The sequence below is a fragment of the Bradyrhizobium sp. SMVTL-02 genome (genome assembly GCF_051853005.1).
GTDB lineage: Bacteria > Pseudomonadota > Alphaproteobacteria > Rhizobiales > Xanthobacteraceae > Bradyrhizobium.
This window is the reverse complement of sequence record NZ_CP182469.1, coordinates 640,652-656,281: the sequence shown is the minus strand read 5'-3', so window position 1 is coordinate 656,281 and position 15,630 is coordinate 640,652. Positions and strand designations below refer to the sequence as shown.

Here is a 15,630-nt window from a genome sequence, read left to right as displayed (position 1 = left end):
GACGATTCAGGCAACTTTCGTCGGCCGCTTCGTCACCTTCGGGACCACACGCGACCACTCCGCAAGACCTTCAATCAGCATCGCCAGTTGCGCCCCCGTCACCGACATCGTACCCTCGCGAACAGGTGGCCAGGCGAAGCCCCCATTCTCGAGCCACTTCGTCGCTAGAACCATACCCGAGCCGTCAAAAACGAGAAGCTTCAAACGATCCGATCGCTTCGATCGGAAGACATAAACGTCGCCGCTGTAGGGCTTGCCGCCTAATCCCTCCGCTACCAGCGCGACCAGGCCATGAACGCCTTTGCGAAAGTCAATCGGCTGCGTCGCGACGAACACACGGACCATTGGACCGAACGAGATCATCGCGTCGATCTCATCGCCGCCAGCACGCGCTCCAGCGTCGCGGCGTCAACGCCGGTGGGCACGCGCACCGTCGCGCCCGCGATCATCACCTCGATCCGTTCGACCGGACCCGCCAGCACGCGAGGCTTGCCGACCGCATTCGGCCGAGCCTCGACGGCGTCGTCGAGCCTGACCTGTACGAACTGCGGCGCTTCGCTCGACACGAGCCTCGCCTGGCGCCGCCACACACCGAGCAGTCCCCGGTTGACCCCGTTGCGCCGCGCCACCTCGGAAATGCTCGTCTCCGGATCCGCGCTCTCGACCACGATCCGCGCCTTCTCGGCATCGCTCCAACTGCGTCGTCGCCTTTCCCCTGTGATCACTTCGATCCGCTGATAGGAGTCGGCTCCATTCCTGTCTTGATGCCTGGCTTGATGTCTGTCTTGATCCATTGAAATGAGCGTCCCTCGCGTTGTCTGTCCACGCGCGAGTCTCGCTCATCCCGTCGTCGTATACCAGGTGGGGCCGTCGTACCGTTTACGAAGCGTCTCATGGCGGAGCGCACGCTCGGACGCTTCCGCCCGCGGTCGATCCCGTGGAATGAGGCGCGTGAACTGTTTCTTGCGAAGTACGCACAGAAGAAAAAGCCACGCACGGTCAAGGATTACCGCCGCCTGCTCTCGCGGCATTTTCCCTTCGGCCGCAAAAAGCTCTCCGAGATCACGCCACAGGACATCAATCACCGAATTGATCGCCTCCGTGGTACGGTGTCCGAACAAAACCATGCCCTGGTCGCCATCAAGATTTTCTTCACGTGGGCATAGCGCCGTCACTATGTACAGCATTCGCCATGCGAAGGGATGCAGATTGTCAAACGACATTCTCGTACACGCGTACTTTCGGCAGAGGAACTCGCTGCCGTATATGCGGCTGCATCCACCGTGGGTTATCCGTTCGGCACCATCGTGCAGCTCTGCATCTTGACCGGACAGCGGCGCGGTGAGATCGTGCAGTTGCGTCGCAGCTACCTATCGGGAGATGCTGTCACGCTTCCACCTTCCCCCACCAAGAACAATCGCACGCATACGTCTCCCATTGGAGAGATGGCGCAAAGCATCATCGAGAACATTCCAGCTGACGATGATCTGCTTTTCATCGGGACGCACGGAAGAGGTATTCTTAGTAATTGGTCAAAAGAAAAGACCGCACTCGATCTCCTGATATTGAAGAATGGTTTTGAGGTGCAGCCGTGGACACTTCACGACTTGCGACGAACTTTCGCTTCCGGTCTTGCCGCACTCGGAATTCGGATCGAGATCGTCGAGAAATTACTTAATCACGCCTCGGGCAGCTTCGCCGGTGTCGCTGGCATCTACCAGCGCCACGCGTACATGGATGAGATGTGGATGCCATTGTCGCTGGGGAGAGGTATGTTGACGGCCTTCAGCGCGAGCATGCGCGCGCGGCTGGGGATGGGCCGGGTGGCGGCGTAAGTGGGATGGTGTCGGACCTGTGTCAGATCGGAGCAGGAGGGGCGGTCACTCCGAGCCGAGAGCACAAGCTTTGTACGACTCTGATAAGAGCTAAAATCCGTTAAAGCACTGAAGGGTAATGGTTTTAGCACCGCAAAAACTGCTCGCGTTGTGCCGGACGACGCAAGGCGGTATGCTTCTTTCGATTCGAGAGGCTGCACAGGCTGAGTAGCCAATTTGCGACAAGCCTGAGATGTTCTGATTTGAATGAACGGAGACAAGATGCCAAAAAACAAAGAATGGCCGGAATATGAAGCTATGCGCGCTGCCCGGGAGATGACCCTGAGACAGAACAAAGGTCAATTTGGCCGTATAGCACGAGCACTTGACCGGCTTGGCTCCGCACCCGAACCCGCTCCCGCTCCCGCTCGCAAATCAAGGTCATCCGCGTCAGCAGTGCGAGAGCATTCCAAATCTGCTTCTTAAGGAAAGTAACTCTGCAACCAGCACCAATATATAAGGCTTCCGACAAAGAACGCGAACGCGCCGCGGATCCGGACAAAGGAATACTCGCCGATTCGAGCAGAAACGTTTGGCGCATCGACTATGCGCGTCTAGTGCACTGCCCCGCATTTCGTCGCCTTCAAGGTAAAACCCAATTATTTCCTGGTGAATCGGATTTCTTTCGCAATCGTCTCACTCATTCTCTTGAAGTCAGCCAGATTGCGAAGGGCATCGCTATCAGGCTGAACAACAAGTATTTCAAGGACGCAGAACGTCTGCCTGTGGAGGAGCGCGACGACTACAGGATATCCACCGATTTGGTCGAATTCGCAGCACTCGCGCATGATCTGGGACATCCTCCATTCGGACACAACGGGGAGGCTGCGCTTGATGAATGCATGATTACCCGCGGAGGGTTTGAGGGCAACGCACAAACGCTCCGCATTCTGTCGCGCCTCGAAAAGAAGCGCACTGTCGAATGGCCTCCCATTGAGTTTCGCGATGGAGAGGATCTCCGCCGCGGATTGAACCTCACGTATCGCGCACTTGCCTCCATACTCAAGTACGACAAAGTGATACCTCCTCGGAACGAAGGTGATCGGCTCGAAAAGGGCTATTACGAAGACGAAGCACCTCTGGTGGAAGAGATAAAGCTAGCGGTCACGGGTCAAAAAGATTACTCGCCATTCAAAACGATTGAATGCCAAATAATGGACGTGGCTGACGACATTGCTTACTCAACGTTCGATTTCGAAGATGCAATGAAGGCTGGCTTTACGTCTCTTCTCGATATGCTCCGCCTTTCCAGTGAACCGGTTCTCTTGCCTGAATATTCTCTACGTCGCCGAATAGCAGTAAGAGTATGGAAAAAAATAAATGATAAAACCGACCTATATGATCGGGAAAAGATACTAAAAAAATGGGACCAGATTCCGAATGCAGTTCGAGAGCAAATCAGTGATACAGAAGAGAAAATTGCTGCCCTGCTCTTGAAAATGTGCAGGTCACTGATCGCAAAACCGGACGAGGTAGACAGGGCGTTGGACGGCGCGGGGTCAAAAAAGCGCAAGGAGTTGAAAGATTCGACGGTTGTTAGTCTTTCATACAAGAATGCGAAAGATATCCAAGAAGACGCCTATTTGAGGACGGCTTTGACCTCTCAGTTTGTTGGCGAATTCATTCAAGGTGTAGATTTGGAAGTGAATGCCAATTTTCCCGCACTCTCGAAGCTGACTATCGATCCAGAAATCGAGCTGAAAATAGAGGTTCTCAAGAACTACACTCGTGAGGCTCACATTGATGCAGCCCGCCTAAAATCAATAGAATTTCGAGGAAAGGAAATTGTGAGAACCATTTTTGAATGTTTAGAGGATGACAATGATTTATTGCCGGCGGATTGGCGTATCCGTTGCGCTGCGCGCCCAGATCCGAATCACAAACGTCGATGTGTCACAGATTTCATCGCAGGCATGACCGATCGACACGCGCTTGCGTTTTTTCATCGACTTAAAGCCGGGGACCCCGGAACAATCTTCAGAGAACTTTGAGTTCTTGGCTGACGATGAAAAGGCAAGCCTCCCAAAAGGGAGGCAAGGATTCAACAGCGATCAAAGACTTTTCCAATGAACTGCTGATATGCGAAGCGCAGCGGCTATTAGGTTAAAGTCGGAATCACAGACTGAGTTCGCAGCACGTCTTTCGAACTCTTTGGCAAGATCATACAGTCGCTGAATTTGCTTCTGCTTTTTCTCTTGCTGCCTGTTTCTTTCGTTTTGCTCCAACTCCTCTAGCTGCCGGGCTATTCTCCCAAACGATCCTCCAATCGCATCCATAGTCCGTTGGCGAGCAGCGTCCATCGCCGCGTAACTTCTGCACATGAAAGCCTCCGTTGCTCAAGCAATGGCTTACGGGTTGAAGCCACTGCACGGAGCAACGGAGGCGATTGCTGATGTCAGTATATCACTGTGGTCAATGAGCGCAATCAGACATCAAAATGCTGGTAATAACAGGAAGTCGCAGAAAGTTCGACAATTCACAAACTCGATTAGTTGCAAAAGACGACCAAGTCGAAAAACTCGGTCAAAGCTCGTAGTCTACGATAATCTCAAATTATCCGCTCCTCATGTGATGTATCCTCCTCCATGAAGAGATTGATCGAGGTATCGGACGAAGTCCGAGCGTGAGATCAATCTCGAATAAGAGGAGGAACAACGAACTGCGCCCGTGCGCCGTTGTGCGTCAGCACAACGACAGTCGCACGAGGCACCTCAGCGTATCGCTTGTACATGGGTTGGGCATGGCTGTGCATACGAACCGCTCACCCCGCCTTACCCTAAAGGCGGGGCATAGGGCGGAGCGTAACGCGGGAAAAATCCGTGCTTGGCAAAATCACCACGACACTGCATCAAGTGGTTTTCCGCTCTGCGCCTCGCAATGACTGACAAGTTGTTGGAAAATCAGCCGCACGAACCGAGTTCGAGGTTTACTTCGAGATGGCGGACTAGATTGGACAGAATTCAAGTATGCGATCTCTCGAAAGGGAGATTCAAGCTCAACAGCGAGCTCTTCTCCGGCTGCTGAAAAGTTCGAGGTGATCGTTTCGATCAGACTGCGCTTTTCGGATGGATTTGCGCTTTCGTAGCTTTCTTTCAAGCTTGTTAGGAGTTCGAGGTATTTGAACATGAGATCGGAGGAGAGAGGTGTTCCTAGCCTTTTGCGCTCTTCCTCCAAACCTCTTCGGCCCATGAGAAGTGCATGCTTCTTCTCCCCGAAAAGCTCTTTGTCGATCGTTCCATCGAGATAGGCGTCGGTGAGTTTGCTCAGTCGGGCGGTAATGTTGCTCACCGTCAGATCGATTACTTTGGCCCGTTCCCGCCGATGTTTGCCGTCATCGGCCGTATGGGCAACAGCCATTTCATGCACCTCGCGGAGTTGTTCGTCCGTGAGGTCCAGCGGGCCCAAATACCGACGCAGCGCAATCTCAACTCGATCTTCCCTGATCGAGCGCGTAGGGCAACCGGTACTGTGACAGCGATAGTAGACGCGGCCTTTCTGGAGTTCGCCTATCAAACTATACGGGGCCGTTTCTCGTTCACAACACGGGCAATTCGATAGTACTTGTGGCACGGCCTCCTAAGAGACCCAACATGTCTCGCAATGCGCGCATTCATACAGATTCTGAAAGCTTACGCCTCGCTCGATGCGCACATCACCAGTGGTCCCGATCGTGCTTTGCTCGATCGCTCCTTCTTCAATGTTCATTGGCCATCCTCCTCAAAATCGACACCTTGTAGGGATGCCGAAGCTCAAGGAGGATGGGGACGGCGCCTCCTCGTTCCATCGCGATGATACACCAATTCGACACATCGACAAACAATTGGCTTATTCTGCTCGACGTCGGTACCGACGCAACGCTTCTCGTATGAGTTCTGAGCGAGTCCGGCGCTCCCGCACTCTCACCCGCTCGAGTTCGGCGAGCATCTCGGGTGGCAAAGAAACCGAGAAGATTGACGTGGTACGTGACATGAGCCGAAATCTAGCGGCCACACCTCTTTGAGGCACGTCGGGTGCTTTTGCCAAATCGACAAAATATGACTCAGCTGCGAGCTATCTTTGTTATTCGCACTAAGTATGAACAAGTAACACTCGGCTGGGAGTCGTCGACGACGTTCGAACTTTACGGGGCACAATTGCCAGGCTGGCAAAAGAGATATCGCAATATTCGAAGACCGAAGAAGGTCAGCATACGTTCGATTGCATCAGGGCTGGGTTGAATCAGGACGCGGAAGCGATGGAGAGGCTGGCTCCCCTTCGTCGGTATGCAAAGGTCGGGCAAGGAGCTGGTAGAGCGCGAGGAGACGGCGGGTGATTTCAGCTGCATCGGGCCGAGTGATCTCTTCACCGTACGCTTCTTTGTAGATCGCTTTGAACTCTTCGAGGCGTTCGGGTGAGGCTTCATGGCCTGTCGGAAACATGCCCCGATCATACAGGTGCTGTTTACGAGTCATAGACCCGGGATTATGCCTAAGGAAGAGCTCTCCCTCTCAATCTGAGCAACGAAGCCCGGATTAGGCAGCCAGCTTATTACGGATCCTGAGATGCGTTTCGATCACCGCGATGCGTTCGAGCGCGTGGCCCAAGTGAACTTTGTAGATTCTCCAATGAGCACCGCTTGTGAGCACTACCCACTCGATTCCCTCGTTGGCGGCGTAATCGATGGCTTGCTTGACATGGGCATCCGGCTCGCCGCGCGAAAAGGAGCATTCGTTGGCTCTCGTCGCCGCTTTGAAAATGTGGTTCGAGAAGCAGCTATCGAGGATCTCCAGCGGCTCAACGCTCGCCGAGGACATCCGCTATGCGCTGAATCACTGGCCGGGGCTCACCCGCTTCCTCGAAGACGGGCGCCTCGAGCTCGACACCAACCCGGTCGAGAACGCCATCCGGCCGGCCTGCCTAATCAGAAAAATGCGCTCTTCGCGGGCCATGAAATCGGGGCAGAAAACTGGGCCTTGCTGGCGTCGATCGTCGCTACCCGCAAGCTCCCGGCTGCCTACATCGCCGAAACACTCGAGGCGATCATCGACGGCCATCCCCATAGCAGGATCGAAGACCTCATGCCGTGGCGATTCCGCAAAACGTCAAGCCAGCCTCAATGGGGTCCCGGCTGACCGCTTACCATTAACCAGCGAAGCTGCGGCTTTATCATCGTCGACCGTCGAACTATCGACGGCGCAAGCGCCCGTCATTTTGATAAGACCTTCCGGTCCGCCTCGAACGCTTCCTGATCTTTCGGGCCTGCAAGGTCAAACCAAGAGCCGGGGGCATAAGTGGCGATAAGCTTGGCAAAGAACGATTGCGGCTCCCAATCGTGCCCTTCGTGCTTCTCGAAAATGATGACTCCGTCACGGTTGAAATAACTAGGCCCAGGAACATTGCAATCGACCGAAAGCTGAACACGCCACAGGTCGCCCTCCGAAGTCTGTTGTTCGTCTACCTTTGGCGAGTAGTGCACTTGAACCGGTTCGCCGATCGTGCAGCGGCCACGCCGCAGAAGATCGCCCAGCTTACCCTGCGCTGTGGTTACGAAGTTGAAGTTTGCCGGATTATGCAGAAAGCGACGGTTCACGCCGTTTTCATCGTTTGTTACTTCGTCGGCGATCAGCGAGACTGCGAACGCCTGCCAGCCTAGTTCCATCGGTTTTGCATAGGGCGTCACAATTTTCATTGTGCCATCGGGCGCCATCTCCCAGGTGACTGTATATTCTTCGTTTGTCTTATCGGCCCGGTGCCTGGCCCACGAAAAGATAACTGGCTCTCCCGAGTCGGTCTTTTGACCAACCTCCCATCCCCGAGGGATGAAGTGTGCCACCTTTGAGACCTTAGTGAAGATTTGCTCCACCGTCTCACCATCCTGCGCTCGCCATGTTGATTTGACCTTGTCGACAAGGGCGTTGCCTTCCGTACGAACACCATCGCTCTTCCCAGCCAGCCCACCCGGCAAAATCAACCATACACCAAGGCAGATACAGAGACCGAGACAGAAACAGAACCAAAGCATGCGTCTATGTCTATCGATCATTTCTCTTACCCCACGCTGCGGGCCATTGTCACGCCATCAGATTGTATCCTGAGGGAGGACCGCAAGGTACCTACCAGGATTGATTGGCATCCAAACCAATGCCGCTCGCACCGGACGGCTGGCAACCTCAACCTGAAATAGTCGATCAGGGCCGCGTCGCCTGGCATTACATCGCACCCAGCAAGCCGATGCAGAATGCCTTTATCGAAAGCTTCAACCACGAAATTCGGCTCTCTCCCGCGCGTCCGTTTGCAGCCGTCTAGTACGACATGGGAAGGATCACCCCGCATCGGACTCGCGGCGCGGACGTTCAGTCTTGAGTACCCTCATATCCGGCAGGATCGAAGTCGCGGGCCGTCCATTCCTCTCCGGGCTCTAGGTCGGTTAGATCAACTACAACGCCCGTGCCTTCAACCGTCCATCCTCCCATCTTGATTGCGCCCTCGTTGGTGGCCATGCGGCGAGAGATAACCACTTCATCCGTAGCAACGTTGTAGAGTTTCACTTTGTAAACAGTAGTTCTCGCCATCTCTATTTCCATTTGTTCTTGATCTGCGTCGTAGGCGTATCCGTGCAAATGAATCAGCACTAAGTTGCCGCGCCTGGGCAGCCGCGCGAGCTTGTCGAGGATGTGCTGCGACGCTCCTTCTTTGATCTCTACGCCGTATCCGTAAACCAGGCCGTCGTCGTTGGCGATCTCGTGTATTACATACTCGATTTCATTTAGCTCATCGTGCGTGAGGTCAAGTGCCGCGGCAATCGCCTCGGCTTCCTCGCGGTCGTACTCATCTTCAAACTGCCTGCTGCTCATGGTGCGCCAGTCATGCCAATGCCGTTTCCTAAAGATCGACTTCGTCTGCATCGGCTCCTAGCATATGCTCCAAAGCCTTTGCCTACAGTGAGCGTGACAAGTGTCTAACTGCCTCGAGCAGCGCCTGCGCGCGATCTAGCGACAGAGGCTCTCTCGGCTGCTCGGAATACCCACGTATCGCCAGTTCGAAAGATGATTTCCTTCGCGCGCTTTAAACCCTGGTACAAAGTCACGGCACAATCAGCCCAACGTTCAACCGCATGAACACGTCATCAATCGCATGCGCAAGCGCATAGTCGTTCAAAGGGCTCACATCGTCTTCGCCCGCAAAGTGCAAACCTACCGCTCTGCTTGTAGAGCGTTCCACCCACAACGAGCCGGAGTCGCCTTCCAAGCTCAGGGCAGCCGCCGGCGCCGTCTTATCGGGTACCAATCGGAATCCCTGCATCCATTCTGGCCCGTCTCCGAAACCGGTGTAGTCGATCCTATAGGTACCGGCGACGCCATCAATCAGCGCCTGCGAGACGCCGGATACTGCACCGCTCTTGATCGCCGACATTCCTAGAGCGGGCGCGACCGTCGCTGTCGGTACGACCGCGGTGCCGAACAATTGCTCGCTCAGATCCATCTCGTCGGTGAGCCGTCCGAGGGCAGCATCGAACTGCTCCGACAGGCGGAGCCACCGTTCCAAGTTCGCTACCTCATTAGGGGGGCTGCTGCCTAGATCCATCGGCCCTGGCTGGCTAATCGGATCCCCGACCGATGCTTCGGGCCCGCCGCAAAGCACGTGCCAATTACTCAAGAGATAGCGTTCTTGCGTCGTGAGGTCACGAACTAGGGCTCCCAGTGTACCCGTGCTCCGCTGCTTAAGATTGCCCACACTGAGACCCGGCTGGACGAGACGCTGGGGCGCGCGCGGAGTTCCGGCGTGAGGGCTGTAGCCGATCTCCAGGACATCAAGGTCGATGCCGTCGATCTTATTCGGCAGTCTCTGGTCGACGGGCAGACGTGACAGACGCTGCTTCCGGTTCATATGAAATCGAACCGACAGCCGGTCGGTACGCATACCGTCCTTGAAGGCGAACCCGTAGTCGACCCCGCAGACGCCATCCAGCGATCGAGCCATCCGCTTGGCCTTGCTCAATGCCGTCGCAGCACGGGAAGATGGCGAGCGCACCATTGGCCGACGATCACTGCGAGTTGAATGGCACCGACCAAAGAAAGTCCGTTCGCAACCGTCCGGCGGCGTACGCGGGATCGTTCTGAAGATCGGGCTTGCCGCGGAAGATTGGAAGGAACACTCGTCCCCCTTGGCCCTGCCAGTCAGGCCGCCAAGCGGACCGGTTGTGGCAGTTCATACAGTTGCTCACGGTGCCGTTGCCCGATCCACCATCCGGATCCGGAAAACTCGCCTCAAGCCACGGATTGAAGGCGATATGCGGCTTTCCGTCCGGCTCGCGCGGCAGATCCAAGTCGTAGGTCGCGCTCATGAGGAAATTGCGCCAGACCCCGACAACCTTGGCAGGCCGGTCGGCAGCGAAAGGGCCATCGTCGGGCCGGTCGTGCCACCAGAGAGTCGCCCAAACCCAGTCGTCGATCTCTTTGGTAGTCAGATGGGAAGCCACCAGAACCACGTAGTCGCCTTCCTGCAACGGTCGGCCGAGCGCGAGCTCCGCCGCTCGGGCCAACCGGTCGTTCGCCATCGCGTTCTGGGCCGTCTGTGCGTCGAGCTTGACCGCATGGAACGCGTCAATGCCGACTAAATGCGAATTGGGAAACTGCTTGCCAAGAAAGAATACCGTCCGGGTCGCGTTGGGAGGAACGTTGGTCTGGTTCGGGTCGACCGCAACGACGCGCGTCCAAGTCGTGAACGGGTTACCAGCGGGACGGGGCGGATTGCTCTCAGGATCCCAGACGGGCAATGCAGTGACCTGGTCCCGGGCAATCGGCCACCACACCGTCTTCAGCGAGATCGCCTCAGACGGAAAGGCTGGAATTATGCGATTGCCGGGAACGACCGAATCCGGCGCACCGTTTGCTCGTAGCGCGTCGAGCTCCACGGTGAGATAGAGCCGATTTGTGCGTACGTGCTTGTAGCCCGCGTAGTTGTAGAGCACCTCCGACAGTAGAGCAGTCCCCGCAGCTTGCGGCACGAGTTCACCGGGTATGGCCGACAACTGGGCGGGCTGCTTGAAGCGCCGCACGATGCGGCGTGGTCCCACCGCCTGCGGCTCCGGCCCGACCTTAAAGACCTCATCTTCCGAGAACCATGTTTCGAAGATCGGGTACTTCCCATCCGGCGTCGTCTGGGTCATGCCCGCAAATACGCTCCAGACGTGGAGGCGCTGCGCAGGAACGTTTGCCGATGTCCGATATTGCTCAAGTGTCTGCTTGTTTGCGGGATAATCGAAACCTGGCGGTATATCGAAGTAACCGACCGGCGGCTGTTGAGCGACCGCCGCCAATGATCCGCATAAAATTGAACAGGTGACGAAACAAAAAATCGATCTCAGCTTCTGCATGAAAGCTCCTCGAGAAAATCGGCGCACCGCGCCCAGCTCAGGGCTGATAGCCGCCGTCGATCCAACTCTGGAACAGTGCAATCTTCTCCGCCGACCAGGGGCCGTCCCCGCCCCTCGAAGGAGGTGGCGGCATCACCGGCCCGCCCTGCGCCTTCAGTCTGCGAAAAATCCGATCAGCATTTGTCTTGACGTCGCCGTACTTGGAAAGATCGCAGAACCACGTCATGTGGTTGATGTCCGTCTGCGTAAGTAGTGGTCTGATGTCGGCGGCAAATCCTATCAGCGGATTGCCATTTTCGGCGCCAGACATTTCTATGCTCCGGCCAGCTTCTTTAAACTGGCTTATCGGTTGCCACAATCGGCTAGCATTTTACACTACGTGATCTAGTAGGCAGTGTCGCGGAGACATTGGCTCGGACGAAGGGATTCGTGATGCCAGAGGCCACGGGTGCCTGGTCGAGTGTGGCCGTGACGTCGGCGGAAGCCATCGTTGGACCAAGCCGCCAGGCCACGATGTAGCGTGAGAAGTCATCAAAGCACGGTCGACAGATAGTACCAGCCCCATCCCGTGATCTTGAATGGAGTAAGAAGCGCTTAAGCGCTTCTTACTCCATTCCCGATGGCGCGGGGCTTCGTCTATTTGGCCGTGGTGCTGGACTGGGCCACCCGCCGGGTTCTGTCGTGGCGGCTATCGGTCACCATGGAGGTGGCATTCTGCGTCGCGACACTGGAGGACGCCTTGGCGAGTCACGGCAAGCCCGAGATCTTCAACACCGACCAGGGCTCGCAGTTCACCGGGCGCGACGTTCACCCCTCGACTTTTACAATGGCCGACGTCCACACTCGAGCCTTGACGGCGGCGCACCGGATCAAGCCTACTTCACCTCGCTGCCGCTCTGCACGGCAGCCTAACCCCGGCAGAGGCTGCACTTATCGACGCGGAGATTCTGTTCAGACAACCGGGACCAGCTCTGCTGGACCCACCGACGCTACCAGACTTAGTAGGTTATTTGTTCGCGCTCCTCAGGTAGCTGAGCGAAGCCATTCTTGGAGATGTTAGCAACGTCGGTGCTTAAGTCGCCGTCGGTTCAACTCGACGGCCACTTGGAAAAGGACGTTGAACTTTGGATGGTAAAAGTGCCGAGTGGGCACGAGATTAGTGGCGCGAGTTACAAACCGAAGATAGCCAACGCATCTTGCGGAATATCAAACGGCTTCGGCAGCGCTTTGAGCCGGAGATTCTGAGGAGGTGCGTGGTGGGGCATGCCTCGACGATCTGTGTATACAGGCGCCAGTTTCCGCCGCGTTCACCACATTGAACGCCTGGCCGGTTCCTGCAGTACCTGCTGTAACGAGTTTGGGCGGCCGAACGACCGATCCGAGCCCAATTTGTACCTGTGGTTCCGCCGCCATCTCCGAATGATCTGCGCGATCAGAAGACATTGAAGCCTTTTTAATGCATTAATGCAACGGATTCGCCGCCAAGCCGAGTCCGCCCGCATCAAGATCGACGCGATAATTCAGGCCTTGGCCGACTGACTATCTCAGGTTGAGATCTTTCTTGGCAACCGTTACACTCAGTGAACTCATTTTCTTTTCAGGGAGGGTACTCGCGTGGCCAGCCCCAAGATCATCATCCTGTCGGAGGCACCGGGAATGCCGCCTCAAGCGTCTGGCGCACAAACGTCTGGCGCATGTTCCAGGCCCTGGACCTGCAAGGCAACACGCAGGCCGCGAAATACGACGACGGCGTGGGCACCTCGTCCTTCGTGCTGCTTGCCGTGCTGGGTGGCGCATTCGGATATGGCCTCAAGCGCAACATCCTCGACACCTACAAGTTCATCTGCCGCAACTACGATCATCAGAACCACTCAAAGATCTACCTCTTCGGCTTCAGCCGTGGCGCATTCACCGTGCGCGTCCTCAGCGGGCTCATCCTCGAGCAGGGCCTCGTCGTCGCGGACACCGAAGGAGAGCTGCACGACGGCGCCGTCAAGGCTTACAGGGCCTACCGGGCAAAGGGCTACCACTCGATCTGGCGGATCGAGGCGCTGTTCCGCGCCCTGCGTGACTACATCCTGGTGCCGATGCTGGACCTGCTGCAGGGCAACAAGCCCTACGCCAAGATCGTCCGCAAGGAGATCCCGTCCATAGAGTTCATCGGCGTGTGGGATACGGTCGCAGCTTACGGGCTGCCCATGGATGAGATGACGCGCGGCATCAGCAGCTGGGTCTGGCCCCTTGAGCTTCCGAACCGGGTCCTCAGTCAACGCGTCAAATGCGCAAGGCATGCGCTTGCGCTCGATGATGAGCGGACGACCTTCCACCCCGTTCTCTGGACCGAGGAAGGGGAATCCAAGCCGCCCGTCCCGACCACCATCGACGGCGAACGCCTGGTCCAGGTCTGGTTCGTCGGTATGCACGCCAACGTCGGTGGTGGTTATCCCGACGACGCTGTGTCGTTCGTGCCGCTCTCTTGGCTTGTCGACGAATCGATCAAGCACGGCCTCGTCTTCAAAGAGGCTCCCTTCGCAGAGCCCGACTCCGTAAAATGGATCAATTCATCGCAGGACAAGGACGGACGCCTCTATGACTCGCGTTCCGGTCTCGGCTCCTACTACCGCTATGGTCCACGGAAGGTCTCCGACCTGTGCAATGACCCGTATGTCGGTGTCAGCGTGAAGCTGCCGAAAATCCACGAAAGCGTGTTCGACCGCATCGACAGCGGCTGCAACGCCTATGCTCCGATTGGCTTGCCGCCGGAGTACCTCGTGGTCTCCCGTAACGGCAAGCTCGCGCCGCTGGGGACGACGACCTTCGAGACGCTAGCGGGCGCGACCGCCCGGTTTGCGGTGCAGGAAAAGCTCTGGAATTTCGTCTGGATGCGTCGGCTAGCGTATTTCGCTACGTTGGCGGCCTCGCTGCATCTCGCGGCGTTCTGGCTATTCCACGACCGCGTTAAGGAGCACGAGTTCGAGTCACCGATCCGGATGGTCTCCGAATTCGTGCGGCTCATCGAGTCCTTCCTGCCAAAATCGCTTCATTGGTGGACTGATTGGTACGCCGCGAACCCTGAATGGTTTGCAGGCGGTATTGTCGCCATGATCATCCTGATGGTTCTTGGAAGCAGCCTTAGCGGCAAAATAAACGACCGGATGCGTTTGCTTTGGCGTGACCGGGCGGCGCCAGTGACGCTCTCCGGCCTGCTTCACAACGCCATCTACGCGTTCAGGACCCACGTGCTCTACCAATTCGTCATCCGGGCCGTGAAGCGGCACGTGCTACCGCTATTCTTTGCGGTGGCGTTGGTTTGGGTCGGCGCGACGCTCGCGAGCCATCTCCTGTTCAACGCAGCGGACTCCATGGGAGCGTTCTGCAAGGGCACGGCGGAAGACAAGCTTATTCCTGTCAACAAGGGGCTCGACCAGGACGGCGCTGACTTCGCGACGTCGGCAATCTGCGCGCCGACAGGCCTGAAGGTCTTTTCGGGGCGCTCCTATGAGGTCAGGATCACCGTCACCGAGCCCTGGACTGACGATGAGCGGCCGACGACGCCAGCGGGCTTTCGGACCGCTACCGTAGAGCTTGCTAATCGGTGGAAGTTTCGCGGCGCGATCTTCCTTCGCCGCATCTTGTTCAGGCCCTGGTACCGCATCATCGCGCGGATCGGCAATACCGGCGTGGACGAGTATTTCCTTGATCCGGTCCCGCTGCCGAATACGACGCCGCAAGCGTACAAGGCGACCTTCAAGGCTGGGCGCAGCGGCGAGCTCTTCCTGTACGTGAACGATGCCGTGATCGGACTGCCGTGGGTATACGATGCATTTTACCCGAACAACGGAGGCCAGGCGAAGGTAACAGTAAGGTTGATGTAACTTCTCCTAGATGCAGTAATGTGCCCTGCTCCAAGCAAGGGGTGGTGATGATGGTGGCTGACCCCCGATAGATGATGAAACGGGGTCACGACTTGAGTCGGCCCCAAGCATCTGGAGACGGAGGACAGCCGTGGAGAACTATGTCGGAATTGACGCGTCATTGGAACTGTCGAGCGTATGCGTTGTGGTGCCCAAGGTAGAATCCTGAAGGAAGCGAAGGTCGCGAGCGCCCGGACGCCTCAGTCGAATTTTTCGAGACGCTTGGCTTTGCAGTGAAGCGGATCGGGCTGGAGGCGGGCCGTTGCCCGCATGCAGCCATTGCGACAGTCGGAGGAGAATGTTGTGGTTAGTTAAAAGTCGGTGTCGGCCACCTTGTGCAGTTCAGTCGGTACTATCTAGCTCCCACGTCTGCAGTGATCAGCGGGCGCGCGTATTGGCGCTTGGCCTCGACGATCGCTGGAAATATCGGCGTAGGCGTTGCAAGAAAGTCCCTGGTCTCGCGGCCGCTTCGTGGCGGTCCGAGCAG

Annotated in this window: 14 protein-coding genes and 4 pseudogenes; 7 read left to right on the top strand and 11 right to left on the bottom strand. The window is 56.8% G+C overall.

Annotation, left to right across the window (positions count from 1 at the left end; all coding sequences use genetic code 11):
- Window positions 1–6: 6 nt before the first annotated feature.
- Both tnpB and tnpA read right to left on the bottom strand, forming a co-directional pair.
- Window positions 7–363: an IS66 family insertion sequence element accessory protein TnpB gene (gene tnpB / locus ACNJYB_RS03120; RefSeq protein WP_439372654.1), complete on the bottom strand. Its 357-nt coding sequence runs from the start codon at window positions 361–363 to the stop codon at window positions 7–9.
- On the bottom strand, window positions 360–725 hold the full coding sequence (gene tnpA / locus ACNJYB_RS03115) for an IS66-like element accessory protein TnpA (RefSeq protein WP_439372653.1): 366 nt from the start codon (window positions 723–725) through the stop codon (window positions 360–362). The genes tnpB and tnpA overlap by 4 nt, the downstream gene beginning before the upstream one ends.
- A gap of 168 nt (window positions 726–893) precedes the next feature.
- Here tnpA and ACNJYB_RS03110 point away from each other — a divergent pair, with 168 nt between their 5' ends.
- From ACNJYB_RS03110 to ACNJYB_RS03100, 3 genes are all read left to right on the top strand, one after another.
- Complete coding sequence (locus tag ACNJYB_RS03110) at window positions 894–1,166, top strand: hypothetical protein (protein ID WP_439372652.1); 273 nt, start codon at window positions 894–896, stop codon at window positions 1,164–1,166.
- 36 nt (window positions 1,167–1,202) lie between these two features.
- Window positions 1,203–1,835: a tyrosine-type recombinase/integrase gene (locus tag ACNJYB_RS03105; protein WP_439372651.1), complete on the top strand. Its 633-nt coding sequence runs from the start codon at window positions 1,203–1,205 to the stop codon at window positions 1,833–1,835.
- A 596-nt stretch (window positions 1,836–2,431) separates the two neighbouring features.
- The gene (locus ACNJYB_RS03100; protein ID WP_439372650.1) at window positions 2,432–3,865 is read left to right on the top strand and encodes a deoxyguanosinetriphosphate triphosphohydrolase family protein; all 1,434 of its coding nucleotides are present in this window, start codon (window positions 2,432–2,434) and stop codon (window positions 3,863–3,865) included.
- Between the two features lie 841 nt (window positions 3,866–4,706).
- Here ACNJYB_RS03100 and ACNJYB_RS03095 read toward each other — a convergent pair.
- The 3 genes from ACNJYB_RS03095 to ACNJYB_RS03085 form a co-directional block, all read right to left on the bottom strand.
- Window positions 4,707–5,231 (bottom strand): hypothetical protein, encoded by a 525-nt coding sequence (locus ACNJYB_RS03095; protein ID WP_439372649.1) that lies wholly within the window; start codon window positions 5,229–5,231, stop codon window positions 4,707–4,709.
- Between the two features lie 468 nt (window positions 5,232–5,699).
- A complete protein-coding gene (locus tag ACNJYB_RS03090) occupies window positions 5,700–5,798 on the bottom strand; it encodes a ribbon-helix-helix protein, CopG family (RefSeq protein ID WP_439375783.1) in 99 nt (32 codons plus the stop codon).
- Between the two features lie 278 nt (window positions 5,799–6,076).
- Window positions 6,077–6,292: a hypothetical protein gene (locus ACNJYB_RS03085; protein ID WP_439372648.1), complete on the bottom strand. Its 216-nt coding sequence runs from the start codon at window positions 6,290–6,292 to the stop codon at window positions 6,077–6,079.
- Window positions 6,293–6,572: 280 nt separating this feature from the next.
- On the opposite strand from ACNJYB_RS03085, the pseudogene ACNJYB_RS03080 reads away from it, so the two are divergent.
- Window positions 6,573–6,985, top strand: a pseudogene (locus tag ACNJYB_RS03080) (IS66 family transposase); the annotation flags it as partial.
- Between the two features lie 74 nt (window positions 6,986–7,059).
- Here ACNJYB_RS03080 and ACNJYB_RS03075 read toward each other — a convergent pair.
- Window positions 7,060–7,875, bottom strand: a complete 816-nt coding sequence (locus ACNJYB_RS03075) for a nodulate formation efficiency C protein (protein ID WP_439372647.1) — start codon at window positions 7,873–7,875, stop codon at window positions 7,060–7,062.
- Between the two features lie 164 nt (window positions 7,876–8,039).
- Here ACNJYB_RS03075 and ACNJYB_RS03070 point away from each other — a divergent pair.
- Window positions 8,040–8,126, top strand: a pseudogene (locus ACNJYB_RS03070) (integrase core domain-containing protein); the annotation flags it as partial.
- A gap of 80 nt (window positions 8,127–8,206) precedes the next feature.
- Here ACNJYB_RS03070 and ACNJYB_RS03065 read toward each other — a convergent pair.
- From ACNJYB_RS03065 to ACNJYB_RS03045, 5 genes and pseudogenes are all read right to left on the bottom strand, one after another.
- On the bottom strand, window positions 8,207–8,758 hold the full coding sequence (locus ACNJYB_RS03065; protein WP_439372646.1) for a hypothetical protein: 552 nt from the start codon (window positions 8,756–8,758) through the stop codon (window positions 8,207–8,209).
- Window positions 8,759–8,936: 178 nt separating this feature from the next.
- Complete coding sequence (locus ACNJYB_RS03060) at window positions 8,937–9,851, bottom strand: hypothetical protein (RefSeq protein WP_439372645.1); 915 nt, start codon at window positions 9,849–9,851, stop codon at window positions 8,937–8,939.
- A 46-nt stretch (window positions 9,852–9,897) separates the two neighbouring features.
- Window positions 9,898–11,229, bottom strand: coding sequence for a hypothetical protein (locus tag ACNJYB_RS03055; protein WP_439372644.1), 1,332 nt, complete (start codon window positions 11,227–11,229; stop codon window positions 9,898–9,900).
- A 37-nt stretch (window positions 11,230–11,266) separates the two neighbouring features.
- Window positions 11,267–11,539 (bottom strand): hypothetical protein, encoded by a 273-nt coding sequence (locus ACNJYB_RS03050; RefSeq protein ID WP_439372643.1) that lies wholly within the window; start codon window positions 11,537–11,539, stop codon window positions 11,267–11,269.
- Between the two features lie 121 nt (window positions 11,540–11,660).
- Window positions 11,661–11,814, bottom strand: a pseudogene (locus tag ACNJYB_RS03045) (DDE-type integrase/transposase/recombinase); the annotation flags it as partial.
- A gap of 19 nt (window positions 11,815–11,833) precedes the next feature.
- Here ACNJYB_RS03045 and ACNJYB_RS03040 point away from each other — a divergent pair.
- Together ACNJYB_RS03040 and ACNJYB_RS03035 are read left to right on the top strand one after the other, a co-directional pair.
- Window positions 11,834–12,289, top strand: a pseudogene (locus tag ACNJYB_RS03040) (DDE-type integrase/transposase/recombinase); the annotation flags it as partial.
- Between the two features lie 634 nt (window positions 12,290–12,923).
- Window positions 12,924–15,104: a DUF2235 domain-containing protein gene (locus ACNJYB_RS03035; protein WP_439372642.1), complete on the top strand. Its 2,181-nt coding sequence runs from the start codon at window positions 12,924–12,926 to the stop codon at window positions 15,102–15,104.
- Window positions 15,105–15,630: the final 526 nt, after the last annotated feature.